Here is a 13469-nt window from a genome sequence, read left to right on the forward strand (position 1 = left end):
GAGAGAGAATGCAAGCGACCGATATCGTCGAGGAGTTACTCACGCTTCAGGAGATCGATCACAGGATCCTGAAGATAGAAGATGAACTCGAGAGTCTCGGCCGGGAGGAGGCCGGGCTCCGGGAAACCGTGGAGACGCTGGAGTCGCAGGTCGCGCGGATCCGGGCGGAAGCGGAGGAGGCGGAAGGGCGCGTGCGGCAGTTCCACCGGTCCGTCGAGGCCGGCAGAGCGACGCTCAAGCGCCTCGAGGTACGCTCCGTCGCGGTGGCGAACATGCAGCAGCATCTCGCCGTTCGGAGCGAAACGGACACGGCCCGGCGCAACCTGCGGGCGGCGGAGGATGACCAGCTCGACGCCATGCAGGATGTGGAGACCGCGCGCGGGGCGCTGAAAGCGGCGGAAGCGGAGCTGCGGGAGGCCGCCTCGCGGCTGGCGGACCGGAGCACCGCCGCCGAGCAACTGCGGGCGACCCTGGAGGGGGATCTCCAGCACTGCGGCGCCAGCCGAAGAACGCAGGAAGACCGACTGGACCGCCGGGCACTGCAGTTGTACCGCACGGCGGGAGGAGGGGGGCGCCAGGCGGCGCTCGCCGAGCTCACCGTCGATGGGGTGTGCGGCCGGTGCTATACCTCGATACCGAAACAGCTACAGGCCGAGATCCGGGCGCGGCGGCACCTCGCCGTCTGCGAGGGTTGCGGAATCATCCTCTACCCCGGGGCTCTGGTGTAGTGTCGCTGACGCGTCCCGTCATTTGAGGCTTCGCATCATCGCGGGCGACCTGGGCGGCCGCTTCATCGACGCCCCCCGTGGACGGCGCACCCGTCCGACGGCGGAGCGGGTGCGGGAGGCCTGGTTCTCCGCGCTCGCGGGCGAGGTCGATGGAGCCCGGGTCGCGGATCTCTACGCCGGCTCGGGAGCCCTGGGGATCGAGGCGCTGTCGCGCGGCGCCGCGCACGTCCATTTTGTCGAGTCCGATCGCCGGGCGGTGGCGCTGCTCCGCCGCAACGTCGCCACGCTCGATCTCGCGGATCGATCGCGCGTGGTGCGGGACGATGCCATCGCCTGGGTCGACGGTCTCGACAAACCGGACGCCGTGCCCGGCCCGGGCGCGCCTCTCGACCTGGTCTTCGCGGATCCACCGTATGCGTCCACCGGCGGCGAGCGGCTGGTCGAGCGCTTCCGAGCCCGTCCATTCGCCTCACAACTGTGGGTCGAGCACCGTCCGGACGCCGAATGGGCGGTCGTGGCCGACTGGACGAGGGAATACGGTGACACCTGCGTCAGCCGGTTCCGGGCTCCGGCCGAAGCGTCAACCCGAACACTCTCACGGGGAACCCGATGAACAATGCCGTCGCCGTGTACCCCGGGTCGTTCGACCCGCTGACGGTCGGGCACGAGGACATCGTGCGCAGGAGCCTGGGGGTCGTCGAGCGCCTGATCGTCGCCGTGGCGGAGACGGCCACGCAGGCCAAGTCGGGACTGTTCGAGATCGAGGAACGCGTCGATCTGATCCGCGAAGTCTTCGCGGACGAACCCAGGATCGAAGCGACGTCCTTCTCCGGCCTGCTCGTGGATTTTGCCCGCTCCCGCGAGGCCCGGATCATCGTGCGCGGGCTGCGGGCCGTGAGCGACTTCGAGTACGAGTTCCAGATGGCGCTCATGAACCGCTCGCTCTGGCCCGAGGTTGAAGTGCTCTTCATGGCGCCCTCCACGCGTCACACGTTCCTGAGTTCCTCGCTGGTGCGCGAAGTCGGACGCCTGGGCGGGGACGTGACGGACTTCGTGAGCCCGGTCGTGAAGGCCCGCATGGACCGCGCCTTCGGGCGCGACGCAGCGACGCACGGGTGACGCCGCCGACCAGGGCCGGCTTCATCGACGGGCTGAGGGCGCGGGCCGCCGCCCTCGAGCGGCGCATCGGCTTTCCGGAGGCGCACGAGACCCGCACGGCGCTGGCGATTCGCCGGTTGCGTGAGGAGGGGTGGGTACGCCCCGTGGAGATCCGGGATGGCTCGGGCGGCCTCGAGCGTGCCGCGCAATGCCTCGCGGCGGGGGAACTGGACGGGGTCGTGGCCGGCGCCGTGCATCCGACGGCCGACGTCATCCGGGCCGGGCTGAAGGTCGTCGGCCTGGCCGACGGCGTGGAGACGGTCTCAGCCGCGTTCTACATGGTGTTTCCCGGTCCCGGCGAGCGGGTGCTCACGCTCACGGACGCCGCGGTCGTCCCGGCGCCCACCCCGGCCCAGATGGCGGAAAGCGCCTCGGCGGCCTGCGACGCGCACCGAGCGATTGCCGGAGAGGAACCGGTCGTCGCGTTTCTCTCATATTCCACTCTCGGCTCGGCCGCGGGTCCGGCGGTCGAACACGTGCGCGAGGCGCTGGACATCTTCCGCCACCGCCGCCCCGAAATCGCGGCGGACGGCGAACTCCAGGCCGACGCGGCGCTCGTCCCCGACGTCGCGGCGCTGAAAGCTCCCGGATCTCCGGTGGCCGGCCGCGCCAACCTGCTCGTCTTCCCGGGCCTCGACGCCGCGAACATCGCCTACAAACTGCTCGAACGACTCGCCGGAGCGCGCGCCCTGGGACCTGTCCTTCAGGGGCTGCGGCGACCGCTGAACGACCTCTCCCGCGGCGCGTCCGCCTCCGATATCGTGGATGTCGCCTGCATTACGGCCCTCATGTCACCCGGGAGCGAAGGATGACGTTTTCGATCGAACAGACGGGAGCCAACACCCTCGTCACCGTGGGCGGCCAGCTCACGATCAACAACCGCGGCGAACTGAAGGAGCGCGTGCTCGCGCGCCTGGCGGGTGGAGACACGGACTTCGTGATCGATTTCTCCGAGGCCGACTACATCGACTCCTCCGGCCTCGGGGTGCTCGTCAGTCTCTCCAAGCACATCCGCGACGCGGGGGGCCGCCTGACGCTGACGGGGCTGAACGAGGATCTCGAGCGGCTCTTCGCCCTGACCAGACTGGACTCGCTGTTCGAGATCGTCGAGTCCCGGGCGGCCGCGCTCGGCGAGTCCTGACCGGAGCCGCAGCTCCGGAATGAAGGACGGCGCCCCGGCCCGCATCCTGGTCCTCTCGAGTCGGCCGGACATTCTCCAGGCCGTCGTCGCCGCCGCCGCCGAGATCGATCCGCCTCCCGAAGTAAGGGGGCTCTTCGGACGCCCGCTCAATGTGCTCCCGACGGATCTCATCCTGGTGGACGTCGCCGAGCCGCGGGCGACGATGCCGTACCTGCACCGGCGCTTCGGCGCCGCGTCCGTGCTCGTGGCGCTCATCGACGGGGCATGGGTCGACCGTCTGGGCTCGGCGCTCGCCGAGGACTGGACCGACTACCTCTTCCATCCTCTCAACGCGGCCGAACTCGGGTTCGTGTGGCAGAAACACACGTCGCCCGCGGAGGCGCCGGATCTGAACCTGGATGTCGACGAGTCCGGGCACATACGCGTCGTTTTTCCGTCGCGCGTGCGCTACCAGCGGGCCGTGGTGGAGAGGGTCGTCGTGGCATGCCGGCACCTCGCCGATCTGGATCGCGAGACGGCATTCAGACTGCGGGTCACGCTCGGCGAGGCCGTGGCCAACGCGATTCTCTACGGGAGCGGGGACCGCCCCGGCGCCGTCGTTCGAGTCTCGGCGAAAGCGGACGCGGACGGCCTGCGCGTGAAGGTCTCGGACGAGGGAAGCGGATTCGATCCCGATGCCGTGCCGGACCCTGTCTCGGCGGAGGGCATCGGCCGGCCCCGGGGGCGCGGCCTCTTTCTGCTGAGGCAACTCGCGGACGGCGTGGCGTTCAACGAGACCGGCAACAGGGTCACGCTCTCATTCCGGGGCGCGCCGGATCCGCTCGTGAGGATCGAACCTCTCCTGAGACGCTTCGCCGAGGTCACGGGTCTCAGATTCCGGCTCGACCGGCTGTTCGAGGACGGCTCGCAGGTGCTGTTCGACAGCTGGGAGGATGACGAGAAACCGAGCGGCCCGCCGGAGGTCCGGGAAACGTGGCCGCTGGGCGATGCGGGACGGCTGCGCCTGGTCCACGAGCCGGCGAGCCGCGGCGATGCCGCCGCCACGCTGCTCGCCGGCTGGATCGGGGCCGTGGCCGAGGGCGAACAGTCACGGGAGCGGCTCCTCGCAAGACGGCTCCGCCGGGAGCGGGTGCTGGCCGAGCTGGAAATCGCCCGGGACCTGCAACTGAAGCTTCTTCCGCCCCCCGAGGATTTTCGCGATCTCGGCCGGATCGCGGCCCGCTGCGATCCGGCGCTCTCCCTGGGCGGCGACTTCTACTACCTCGTCCGGCTCGCCGACGGTTGCCTGGGGGTCATGCTCGGCGACGTCAGCTCGCATGGACCTTCCGCCGCGCTCATCATGGCCCGCACGCTGAGCGCCGTGGTCCTGGCGACGGGCGTGGAGGCCGAACCCGCGGCCGTCCTCGACGCCATGCACGGGCAGCTCCGGGCGGCACTCGACGCGACCGAGATGTACATGACGCTCTTCTACGGGGTCATCGATCCCGGGCGCGGGGAATTGCGATACGCGAACGCGGGCCACCCGTACGCGTATCTGCTCGGATCGGGCGGGGTCCGCCGTCTCACGGCGCTCGATCCGCCGGTCGGCGTGGCCGCGGTCCGGTCGTACCGGCAGACGCGGGTTCCGTCCGCGGGTGAAACGCTGTTGGCGTTCACCGATGGACTCGCCGAACTGAGCGACCCCCTCGAAACGCCGGATTCCCGGGTGAGGAGGCGCATCGACCGCGGCGATCTCGATCCCGAGGTTCTTGTGGCGGCCCTCTTCGCGGACAGCGATGACGAGATGAGACTGGACGACCGGACGGCCGTCGCGGCTTCCCTGTGACCTCCGGGCAGGCCGGACGCCCGCGGCCGAAGCGCGCGCTCGGCCAGAACTTCCTGGTCGACCCGAACATCCAGCGCAAGATCGTGCGGGAACTCGATCCGCAGCCCGCGGACGTCGTGCTCGAGGTAGGGCCGGGGCATGGAGAACTCAGCCAGTACCTCGTCGGGTGTTGCCGTCGCCTCGTCCTCATCGAGAAGGACCGCGACCTCGCCGGCGAGCTCCGCGGCCGCTGGGGCGACCGGCCGGACGTGGATGTGGTGGAAGGGGACGCGCTTCGCCTGGGACTCCCGGATTTCGTGCGGGGCGCCGCGGCGGTGCGCGTCGTGTCGAACGTCCCCTACAACATCACGTCGCCGCTCGTCTTCGCTTTCCTCGAACTCGATCCGTCCGCCGTACGCATCGTGCTCACCGTCCAGAGAGAAGTGGCGGAGCGGATCGTGGCGCCGCCGGGCATCAAGGCGTATGGCGCGCTCTCCGTCGGGGTGCAGGCGCTCGCGGACGCGTCGCTCGCGTTCCGGGTGGGCCGCCAGGCGTTTCGCCCCGTCCCCTCGGTCGATTCGGCGGTGGTTCGCCTGGAACCGCGGCCGGACGCCGCCGACGTGGACCGCGCGGCGCTCAGGACGCTGACGCGCGCATGCTTCAACCGCCGCCGCAAGCAGCTGCAGAAGACGCTGCGCACGGCTCCGGAGCTGACGTTCGCGGGAGACGCGGCGGCGCTGCTGAGGCGACTCTCGATCGATCCCGCGGTGCGGCCGGAGGCGCTGGATCCCCCCACGTTCGTGCGCCTGGCGGCGGCGCTTCAAGCCGGACAGGGAGGGGGCGCGCCGCGTTGAGTTGACGACGAACCGGCCCTATCTTGGTTTGTGAAACCTTTCACAAGGGCGGGCATGAGCGGCAGAATTTCCGATTCGACGGTTCGACGCCTCTCCCTGTATCTCCGCATGTTGCGCGACCTTGAGCGAGCTGGCGCGGAGTTCGTGTCCAGTTCCCAGCTTGCCGAACCCTCGGGGGCCACCTCCGCCCAGGTCCGGAAGGACCTGAGTCACTTCGGCTCGTTCGGGAAACGCGGGCGGGGATACTCGGTCGAAGGGCTCGTGCGGGCGCTGGAGGAGATCCTCGGGCTCTCGCGCAGTTGGAGGATCGCTCTGGTGGGCGTCGGCAAGATCGGGTCCGCACTGCTCGGATACGGCGGGCTGGCGGCGCGCGGATTCGATGTCGTCGCGGCCTTCGACGTCGACGAGGCGAAGATCGGGACCACGGCCTACGGACTCAGGATTCGTCCGATGACGGACCTCCGGCCGGTCATCGCGGAGTGCGGGGCGGAGATCGGGGTCGTAGCGACCCCGACGGAAGTGGCCGCCGAGGTCGCCGCGGAACTCGAGCGCGCGGGCGTGGGCGCGATCCTCAACTTCGCGCCGGTCGAACTCTCCGAGGTGAACGGCGTACCGATCCGGACGGTGGACATCGTGCTCGAACTGGAAGGCTTGAGCTACCTGATGTCCGAGGCCGGCCGGCGTACCGGGAGCGATGCGTGACGGGCGTGCACTTCGCACCCGACGGAGTGCTCGTGCGCGAAGCGCTGCGCCGGCTCGCGGACGGCTCCCGCTCGTCCGTGGAGCTCGCGGCCGAGGTGCTCGGAATGCACGGGTGCCCGCCCGCCATGGCCCGCCGGCTCGTCGCGCAGTTGCTCGACGGGATCCCCGAGGTGGTCCGCGACGGACGGGAGGGCGACGCCTGGCGGCTGGCCGGGGGAGGGCGGCGGACCGGGAAGCCGGCGGCCCGGGAGCTGCTCGACCTCCGATACGCCGTCGTGGACGTCGAGACGAACGGCGGCGTCGCCGGGGGGAACGGGCGGGTGGTCGAAATCGCGATCGTCGACGTGGACCGCGGCGCCATCGGGGGATGCTATTCGACTCTCGTGGATGCCGGGGTCACGATTCCGCCGTGGATCACGCGCCTCACCGGCATCCGCACGGAGATGACGCACGGTGCGCCGAGTTTCTCTCAGATCTGCGACCGGGTGCGCGGGCACCTCCGCGGCCGGGTTTTCGTCGCGCATAACGCGGCGTACGATTGGGGCTTCCTGCGCGCCGAGATGCGGCGGGCGGGGGCCGGCCTCCCGCGCGGGCCTCGTCTGTGCACGGTCCACATGGCGCGCCGACTGCTCCCGGGGCTCGAGCGTCGAGGCCTGGATTCGGTCGCCGACTACTACGGGATCGAGATCCGCGAACGTCACCGCGCGCGCGGCGACGCGGTCGCGACGGCGCGTATCCTCGTCCGCATGCTCGCGGACGCGGAGCGGCGGGGCTGGACGACGTGGCCCGCGCTCCGAGAGGCTCTCGGGCCGATTCCGACTCACGGGCGCGGCAGGCGGCGGGGCCGGCATCCCGGACGGCAGGAACGCGCGAACAACGGCACGGGCGATAACGACGGCACGAGCGATGGAACATGAGCGATAGCGACAGAATCCCGGTCATCGTCTCCGCGACGCGGCTCCCCACGGGCCGATTCATGGGCGGACTCTCCTCTCTCGCGGCCCCGGACCTCGGCGGTCTCGCGATCTCGGCGGCGGTCGACCGGGCCGGGGTCGACCCGGACGAGATCGACGACGTGATCATGGGGAACGTCGTGCAGGCGGGGGTCGGGCAGGCGCCGGCCCGCCAGGCGGCGATCCGCGGCGGGGTGCCCGTGACGGTTCCGGCCGTGACCGTGAACAAGGTCTGCGGCTCCGGCCTGAAGGCCGTCATGCTGGCGGCGCAGGCGATAAAGGCGGGTGACGCCCGGGTCGTGGTGGCCGGCGGGATGGAGTCGATGTCGAACGCCCCCTATCTCCTCCGGGGACACCGGGAGGGCGTGAAGTTCGGGGACCGCTCGCTCGTCGATGGCCTCATACACGACGGCCTGTGGTGCGCCTTCGGCACCTGCCACATGGGCGGCCACGCCGAGTACACCGCCCACAAGGCGGGGGTGAGCCGCGAGGACCAGGACGCCTATGCGCTCGGCAGCCATGAGAAGGCGATCCGCGCGATCGATGCCGGGGAGTTCGCCGACGAAGTCGTCCCCGTCCATATCGAGACGCGCAGGGGCACCGTGACGATCGACGCGGACGAGACGCCGCGGCGCGGCACGTCGCTCGAGGCGCTCGCAAAGCTCAGACCCGCTTTCGCGGGGGACGCTCCCCCGGAGGTGACCGAACCCAGCGTCACGGCCGGCAACGCGCCCGGCCTCAACGATGGGGGCGCGGCCACGGTCGTCGCCTCCGAGGCGTACGCCACCGCGCACGGTCTTCCGGTCCTCGGCCGGATCCGGGCCTATTCCGTCGGGGCGACCGCGCCGCGCGACCTCTTTTTCGCGCCCGTCGTCGCGGTGCGAAAGCTCATGACGCTGGATGGGACGGTCGTCGCCGACTACGGGCTCGTGGAGATGAACGAAGCGTTCGCCGTCCAGTGTCTCGCGGATGCCCGCCAACTCGGACTGGACCTCGATCGCGTGAACGTCCGTGGCGGGGCGATCGCCCTCGGCCACCCGATCGGGGCTTCGGGCGCGAAGATCCTCACGACGCTCCTCCATGCCATGCGCGATCGCGACGTGGAACGGGGAATGGCCACCCTGTGTCTCGGCGGGGGCAACGCGGTCGCGCTGAGCGTGGAGCGCCGGTGAACGTGAAGCCCGAAGGCTGGGCCTGGGCCGGGAGGCTGGCGGCCTTCGCCGGTCTCTTCATCGGCTTCGGCCTCGTGCTCGGATTCGCGGTCGCGGTCATCGCCGGCCTTCCGGACGCCGACGCGTCCCTCGCCATCGACCTGCGGAGCGTCGCGCCCGTGCTGCTCGCGGCATGCGCGGCCACCTGGCTGTTGGCCGTCGGCATCGACAGGCGTCCACTGTCCGCCCTCGGCCTGAGGGGCGGGTCTCCCGGTCTCGCGGAACTCGGCTCCGGCGTACTGGCGGGACTCGCGATCGTCGGCGCCGCCATTCTCGCCCTGGCCGCGCCGGGCTGGGTCTCGTGGTCCGCGTCCGCCGCCCCCGTCCTCACGGGAGTGAAGGTCTCGGCCCTGCTGCTGGCGGCGGCGTTCACGGAGGAACTCCTCTTTCGGGGATATCCCTTCCGCGTCCTTCACGTCCGGTTCGGGCCCGTGCCCGCCGTCGTCGCGACGTCGGTGGCGTTCGGTCTCATGCACGGCGCCAACCCGGGGGTGACGCCGCTGGCGCTGGTCAACCTGACCCTGGCCGGCGTGTTGCTCGGGGTGGCGTACTGGCGTTCCGGCAGCCTGTGGTTCGTCACGGGCCTCCACTTCGGCTGGAACTGGGTGATGGCGGCGAGCGGCCTGCCCGTGAGCGGGCTCGACGTGTCGATCTCCGGCCTCGAGGCCGCCGTCACGGGTCCGGTGCTGTGGACAGGCGGCGCCTTCGGGCCCGAGGGTGCGCTGAGCATCACCTTCGTGACCGCGCTTGGAACCGTCTGGCTGTGGCGGGTCGCGGGGTCTCGAAGCCGCGCCGGTTCCCGGTTGTCGACGACAGCGGGAAGCCCAGGCGCCGACGGGAGCCTCGATGCGCGCGGGTGATGTGTCGCGGGTCGGCGTCGTCGGCGCGGGTACGATGGGAAGCGGCATCGCCCACGTCTTCGCGCTCGTCGGCATCGATGTCCGCCTCGTGGACGTGGACCCCGAAGCGCTCGGCCGCGCCCGCGCCTCCATCGAGCGAAACCTTGCGCGCCAGGCCCGCCGGGACCGGATCTCCGCCGAAGAGGCCGTGGCGGCGCTCGAGCGGATCGCGACGGCGCGGTCGCTGGCGGCGCTCGAGGACGCGGAGGTCGTCGTCGAGGCCGCGAGCGAGGATCCGGCGCTCAAGTTCCGGCTGTTCGAGGAGTTGTCCGCCGCCGTGGGTCCGGAGACGCTGCTGGCGTCGAACACGAGTTCGATCTCGATCACCCGCATCGCCTCGCACGCCGCCGACCCCGGGCGCGTGATCGGGATGCACTTCATGAACCCGGTGCCGGTCATGCGCCTCGTAGAGGTCATTCGGGGGCTCGAGACCTCCGACGACGCGGCCGACCTCACGCTCGGCCTCTGCGCGCGGCTCTCGAAGACGGCGGTCCTGGCGAACGACTATCCCGGCTTCGTCGCCAACCGGATCCTGATGCCGATGATCAACGAAGCCGTCTACTGCCTCATGGAGGGCGTGGCGGAGGCCGAGGCGGTGGACACCGTGATGAAGCTCGGCATGAACCACCCCATGGGCCCGCTGGCGCTCGCCGACCTCATCGGGCTGGACACGTGCCTCGCGATCATGCGCGTCCTGCACCGGGAACTGGGCGACTCCAAGTACCGCCCCTGCCCGCTGCTCGCGAAGTACGTCGCCGCCGGAAGGCTGGGTCGGAAGACGGGTCGCGGCTTCTACGACTACTCCGCGGCATGATGACCGGCCGCCGCTCCTGGTCTGCCCTCGAACTCTCGTCCGAGGCGGAACAGATTCTCACGCTCGCCCGCCAGTTCGCCGAAGAGCGGTTGCAGCCCACGGCGGAAGCCCGGGACGCGAACGAGGATCGCTTCGATGCCGACATCCACCGGGAGCTGGGCGAGCTCGGCTTCCTCGCCATGCGGGTGCCGGAACGGTACGACGGCCTCGAGCTCGACCTCGTCACGTACCTCTACGTGCTGGAGGAACTCGCCTGGGGAGATGCGGGGGTCGCGGTCTCCGTCAGCATCCACAACTCGCTCGCCGCCGCGATCCTGCTACGGCGCGGAAGCGAGGCACAGCGGGCCGAATGGCTCCCCCGGATGGCCAGCGGAGAAGTCCTCGGCGCCTTTTCCCTCTCCGAGGCCGGCGCCGGTACGGACGCCGCGGCGCTTCGCACGCAGGCCGCGCCCACGGAAGGCGGCTGGATCCTCAACGGCGAGAAGATGTGGGTGACGAACGGCGCCTCCGCGGATGTGGCCCTGACCTTCGCCAGGACGGACACGGCGGAGGACCGGCGTGGGTCGCGCGGCATCAGCGCCTTCCTCCTGCCGCGCGGGACGGACGGCCTGTCGGTGGGGAGGAAAGAGAGAAAGATGGGACAGCGGGGTTCGGAGACAGTCGCGTTGTCTCTGAAGGATGTGTTTCTGCCGCAGGAACTTATGGTCGGTGAGGTGAACCGGGGCTTCAGCTATGCGCTCGAAGCCCTCGAGGCGGGTCGGCTCGGCATCGCGGCCCAGGCCCTCGGCATCGCTTCGGCCGCGGTGGACGCGGCGTTCGAATACGCCGATACCCGGCGCCAGTTCGGGCGCTCGCTGCGGGAGTTTCAGGGGATGGAATTCAAGCTCGGCGACATGGTGACCCGGCTCGAGGCCGCCCGGGGGCTGCTCGAGCGGGCGGCCGCGGCGCACACCATGGGAGACCCGCGGGCGCGCCGCCTCTCCAGCGTGGCCAAGCTGTTCGCGAGCGAGACCGCGATGACGAACGCCCGCGAGGCCGTACAGGTGCTCGGGGGCTACGGGTACTCGCGGGAATACCCCGTGGAACGTCTGTTCCGGGACGCGAAGGTCACGGAGATCTACGAGGGAGCCAACGAAATGCACCGCAGCCTGATCGCGCGGCAACTCTACAGAGAGAGGGGATACGTGTGAGTGCGACGGTGGAACGCAGAGCCAGCGGCGCCCTGGACCCGCGCCCGCTCCGCGAGATGGATCCCGCGGTGGCGGCTTCGATCGACCGGGAGTTGGAGCGGCAGCGCACGGGTCTGGAGCTGATCGCCAGCGAGAATTTCGTTTCCCGGGGGGTCCTCGAGGCGACAGGCTGCGTGATGACGAACAAGTATGCGGAGGGCTACCCCGGTCGCCGCTACTATGGCGGCTGCGAGTTCGTGGACGAGGTCGAGGACCTCGCCCGCAAGCGCGCGCGCCGGCTGTTCGGGGCGGACCACAGCAACGTCCAGGCGCACAGCGGCTCCGGGGCGAACATGACCGCGCTCCAGGCGCTCACCGAACCCGGGGCGACCCTCCTCGGGATGGATCTTTCGCACGGGGGGCACCTGACGCACGGTTCGCCGGTCAACTTCTCGGGGCTCTGGTACCGGGTGGTCCCTTATGGCGTGCGATCCTCCGACCGGACCATCGATTATGACGCCCTCCGGGCAACGGCGCTGGAGGTGCGCCCCACCGTCATCATCGCGGGGGCCAGCGCCTACCCCCGACGGATCGATTTCGGGCGTTTCGCGGAGATCGCCGAGGAGTGCGGCGCGCGCGTCCTCGTGGACATGGCGCACATCGCGGGTCTCGTGGCGACGGGACACCACCCCTCTCCGGTGCCGCACGCGGACGTCGTGACGACGACGACGCACAAGACGCTGCGCGGACCGAGGGGTGGGCTCATCCTGTGCCGCGAAGAACACGCGAAGGCGGTCGACAAGGCCGTGTTCCCCGGACTCCAGGGCGGTCCCCTGATGCACCTGATCGCCGCGAAGGCGGTCGCGCTGGGAGAGGCGTTGCGCCCCGAGTTCGGCGAGTACTCGGACCTCGTCGTGCGCAACGCCCGCGCTCTTGGACGGCGGCTCGCCGAACACGGCTACGATCTCGTGGCCGGCGGAACGGATACCCACCTCCTCCTCGTCGACCTCCGGACGACGGATCTCACGGGCAAGGATGCGGAGGCGCTCCTGGGTCGGGCGGGCATCACCGTCAACAAGAACACCGTACCGTTCGAAACCCGTTCGCCCTTTGTGGCGTCCGGTATAAGGATCGGGACGGCGGCGGTGTCGACCCGCTCCATGGGTGAGAGCGAAATGGAGAGAATCGCCGACCTCATGGACCGCGCCCTGCGCTCGGAAGGCGATGAAGCGACGCTCTCGGCGGTCGACGCCGAGGTCCGGGGGTTGTGCGAGGATTTCCCGCTCTACCCGGAGAATGACGGCGTTCCGCGGGAGGGCGCAGCTTGACGCCAACTTTTTCTCCCGTCTAACTTTGCCGTTCATGTCCTTGCGGGCGGTGCGCACGACGGCCGGGAAAGGGGCCTGGGACGAGGTGAGAAGAGGTGGACACAGCGGGCGTTCTGACGGGCATCAGGAAGGGCAACCCCAGGTATACGGAGGCCGCATACCTGTTCCTGCTCTCCGCCCTGCAGCGCCGGTTGTCCAGCCTGGAACTGCCTCGCCACATCAGCGGCGCCGAAGTCGCCGACGCGGTCCGGGAACTCGCGCTGGAGAGGTTCGGCCCTCTGGCGCGGACCGTACTCGAGCATTGGGGCGTGCACGGCACGACGGACATCGGAGAGATCGTCTTCGCGCTGGTTGAATGTGGAGTGCTGATCAAACAACCCGACGATTCTCGAGAGGACTTCGAGGGGCTCTTCAGCTTCGACGAAGCTTTTGAAGACAGCTACCCCTGGAGCGCGTAGGGGGGGGAACTGGAAGGGGAGGGGTGAACGCGTGGCCGATTCGGGGTCGTTCACGGAGTGCTTGAGTTGCACGAAGGGGGTTCTGCTCCCGCTTTCGGACTACGGACGCGACGGGGCGCCGATCCGGTACAAGGCTTGGGTCTGTTCGGATCCCAAGTGTGGGTTCAACATCCGGATCGACAACGGTGAGATCAGCTTCGGACGCAACGTCCAGCAGTCCTACAAGTAACTTCCCCGGCGGAGACTCCGC

At 70.0% G+C, this 13469-nt stretch carries 16 protein-coding genes; all 16 read left to right on the forward strand.

What is annotated here, in order from left to right; genetic code table 11:
* Window positions 1-8 precede the first annotated feature (8 nt).
* On the forward strand, window positions 9-728 hold the full coding sequence (locus tag RN743_RS12860) for a hypothetical protein (RefSeq protein ID WP_310780391.1): 720 nt from the start codon (window positions 9-11) through the stop codon (window positions 726-728).
* A gap of 22 nt (window positions 729-750) precedes the next feature.
* Window positions 751-1341 (forward strand): 16S rRNA (guanine(966)-N(2))-methyltransferase RsmD, encoded by a 591-nt coding sequence (rsmD, locus tag RN743_RS12865; RefSeq protein WP_310780393.1) that lies wholly within the window; start codon window positions 751-753, stop codon window positions 1339-1341.
* Entirely contained in the window at window positions 1338-1847 is a 510-nt protein-coding gene (gene coaD / locus RN743_RS12870; RefSeq protein ID WP_310780395.1) for a pantetheine-phosphate adenylyltransferase, read from the forward strand. The genes rsmD and coaD overlap by 4 nt, the downstream gene beginning before the upstream one ends.
* Window positions 1844-2698, forward strand: a complete 855-nt coding sequence (locus RN743_RS12875) for a phosphate acyltransferase (protein WP_310780396.1) — start codon at window positions 1844-1846, stop codon at window positions 2696-2698. Before coaD ends, RN743_RS12875 begins: the two co-directional genes overlap by 4 nt.
* On the forward strand, window positions 2695-3027 hold the full coding sequence (locus tag RN743_RS12880; RefSeq protein ID WP_310780397.1) for an STAS domain-containing protein: 333 nt from the start codon (window positions 2695-2697) through the stop codon (window positions 3025-3027). The genes RN743_RS12875 and RN743_RS12880 overlap by 4 nt, the downstream gene beginning before the upstream one ends.
* 19 nt (window positions 3028-3046) lie before the next feature.
* Entirely contained in the window at window positions 3047-4852 is a 1806-nt protein-coding gene (locus RN743_RS12885) for a SpoIIE family protein phosphatase (protein ID WP_310780398.1), read from the forward strand.
* Window positions 4849-5685 (forward strand): 16S rRNA (adenine(1518)-N(6)/adenine(1519)-N(6))-dimethyltransferase RsmA, encoded by an 837-nt coding sequence (gene rsmA / locus RN743_RS12890; RefSeq protein WP_310780399.1) that lies wholly within the window; start codon window positions 4849-4851, stop codon window positions 5683-5685. The genes RN743_RS12885 and rsmA overlap by 4 nt, the downstream gene beginning before the upstream one ends.
* A gap of 54 nt (window positions 5686-5739) precedes the next feature.
* Window positions 5740-6387, forward strand: coding sequence for a redox-sensing transcriptional repressor Rex (locus RN743_RS12895; RefSeq protein WP_310780400.1), 648 nt, complete (start codon window positions 5740-5742; stop codon window positions 6385-6387).
* Window positions 6384-7304 carry a 3'-5' exonuclease gene (locus RN743_RS12900; RefSeq protein ID WP_310780401.1) on the forward strand — a complete coding sequence of 307 codons (921 nt, stop codon included), beginning with the start codon at window positions 6384-6386 and terminating at the stop codon, window positions 7302-7304. Before RN743_RS12895 ends, RN743_RS12900 begins: the two co-directional genes overlap by 4 nt.
* Entirely contained in the window at window positions 7301-8512 is a 1212-nt protein-coding gene (locus RN743_RS12905; protein ID WP_310780402.1) for an acetyl-CoA C-acyltransferase, read from the forward strand. Before RN743_RS12900 ends, RN743_RS12905 begins: the two co-directional genes overlap by 4 nt.
* Entirely contained in the window at window positions 8509-9411 is a 903-nt protein-coding gene (locus RN743_RS12910) for a type II CAAX endopeptidase family protein (RefSeq protein WP_310780403.1), read from the forward strand. Before RN743_RS12905 ends, RN743_RS12910 begins: the two co-directional genes overlap by 4 nt.
* Window positions 9398-10264, forward strand: coding sequence for a 3-hydroxybutyryl-CoA dehydrogenase (locus RN743_RS12915; RefSeq protein ID WP_310780404.1), 867 nt, complete (start codon window positions 9398-9400; stop codon window positions 10262-10264). Before RN743_RS12910 ends, RN743_RS12915 begins: the two co-directional genes overlap by 14 nt.
* Window positions 10261-11454: an acyl-CoA dehydrogenase family protein gene (locus tag RN743_RS12920; protein ID WP_310780405.1), complete on the forward strand. Its 1194-nt coding sequence runs from the start codon at window positions 10261-10263 to the stop codon at window positions 11452-11454. The genes RN743_RS12915 and RN743_RS12920 overlap by 4 nt, the downstream gene beginning before the upstream one ends.
* A gap of 56 nt (window positions 11455-11510) precedes the next feature.
* Entirely contained in the window at window positions 11511-12761 is a 1251-nt protein-coding gene (glyA, locus tag RN743_RS12925) for a serine hydroxymethyltransferase (RefSeq protein WP_343219036.1), read from the forward strand.
* Window positions 12762-12856: 95 nt separating this feature from the next.
* On the forward strand, window positions 12857-13219 hold the full coding sequence (locus RN743_RS12930) for a Minf_1886 family protein (RefSeq protein WP_310780407.1): 363 nt from the start codon (window positions 12857-12859) through the stop codon (window positions 13217-13219).
* Between the two features lie 61 nt (window positions 13220-13280).
* Window positions 13281-13448, forward strand: a complete 168-nt coding sequence (locus RN743_RS12935) for a hypothetical protein (RefSeq protein WP_310780408.1) — start codon at window positions 13281-13283, stop codon at window positions 13446-13448.
* The last annotated feature ends 21 nt before the right edge of the window (window positions 13449-13469 follow it).

Origin of the sequence: Candidatus Palauibacter scopulicola (genome assembly GCF_947581915.1) — a bacterium.
Taxonomy (GTDB): Bacteria; Gemmatimonadota; Gemmatimonadetes; order Palauibacterales; family Palauibacteraceae; genus Palauibacter; species Palauibacter scopulicola.

Coding starts and splice junctions, on each gene's coding strand:
- coaD (WP_310780395.1), top strand. CDS start 1,338: ATGAACAATGCCGTCGCCGTGTACCCCGGGTCGTTCGACCCGCTGACG.
- RN743_RS12895 (WP_310780400.1), top strand. CDS start 5,740: ATGAGCGGCAGAATTTCCGATTCGACGGTTCGACGCCTCTCCCTGTAT.
- RN743_RS12920 (WP_310780405.1), top strand. CDS start 10,261: ATGATGACCGGCCGCCGCTCCTGGTCTGCCCTCGAACTCTCGTCCGAG.
- glyA (WP_343219036.1), top strand. CDS start 11,511: ATGGATCCCGCGGTGGCGGCTTCGATCGACCGGGAGTTGGAGCGGCAG.
- RN743_RS12860 (WP_310780391.1), top strand. CDS start 9: ATGCAAGCGACCGATATCGTCGAGGAGTTACTCACGCTTCAGGAGATC.
- RN743_RS12880 (WP_310780397.1), top strand. CDS start 2,695: ATGACGTTTTCGATCGAACAGACGGGAGCCAACACCCTCGTCACCGTG.
- RN743_RS12885 (WP_310780398.1), top strand. CDS start 3,047: ATGAAGGACGGCGCCCCGGCCCGCATCCTGGTCCTCTCGAGTCGGCCG.
- RN743_RS12905 (WP_310780402.1), top strand. CDS start 7,301: ATGAGCGATAGCGACAGAATCCCGGTCATCGTCTCCGCGACGCGGCTC.
- RN743_RS12915 (WP_310780404.1), top strand. CDS start 9,398: ATGCGCGCGGGTGATGTGTCGCGGGTCGGCGTCGTCGGCGCGGGTACG.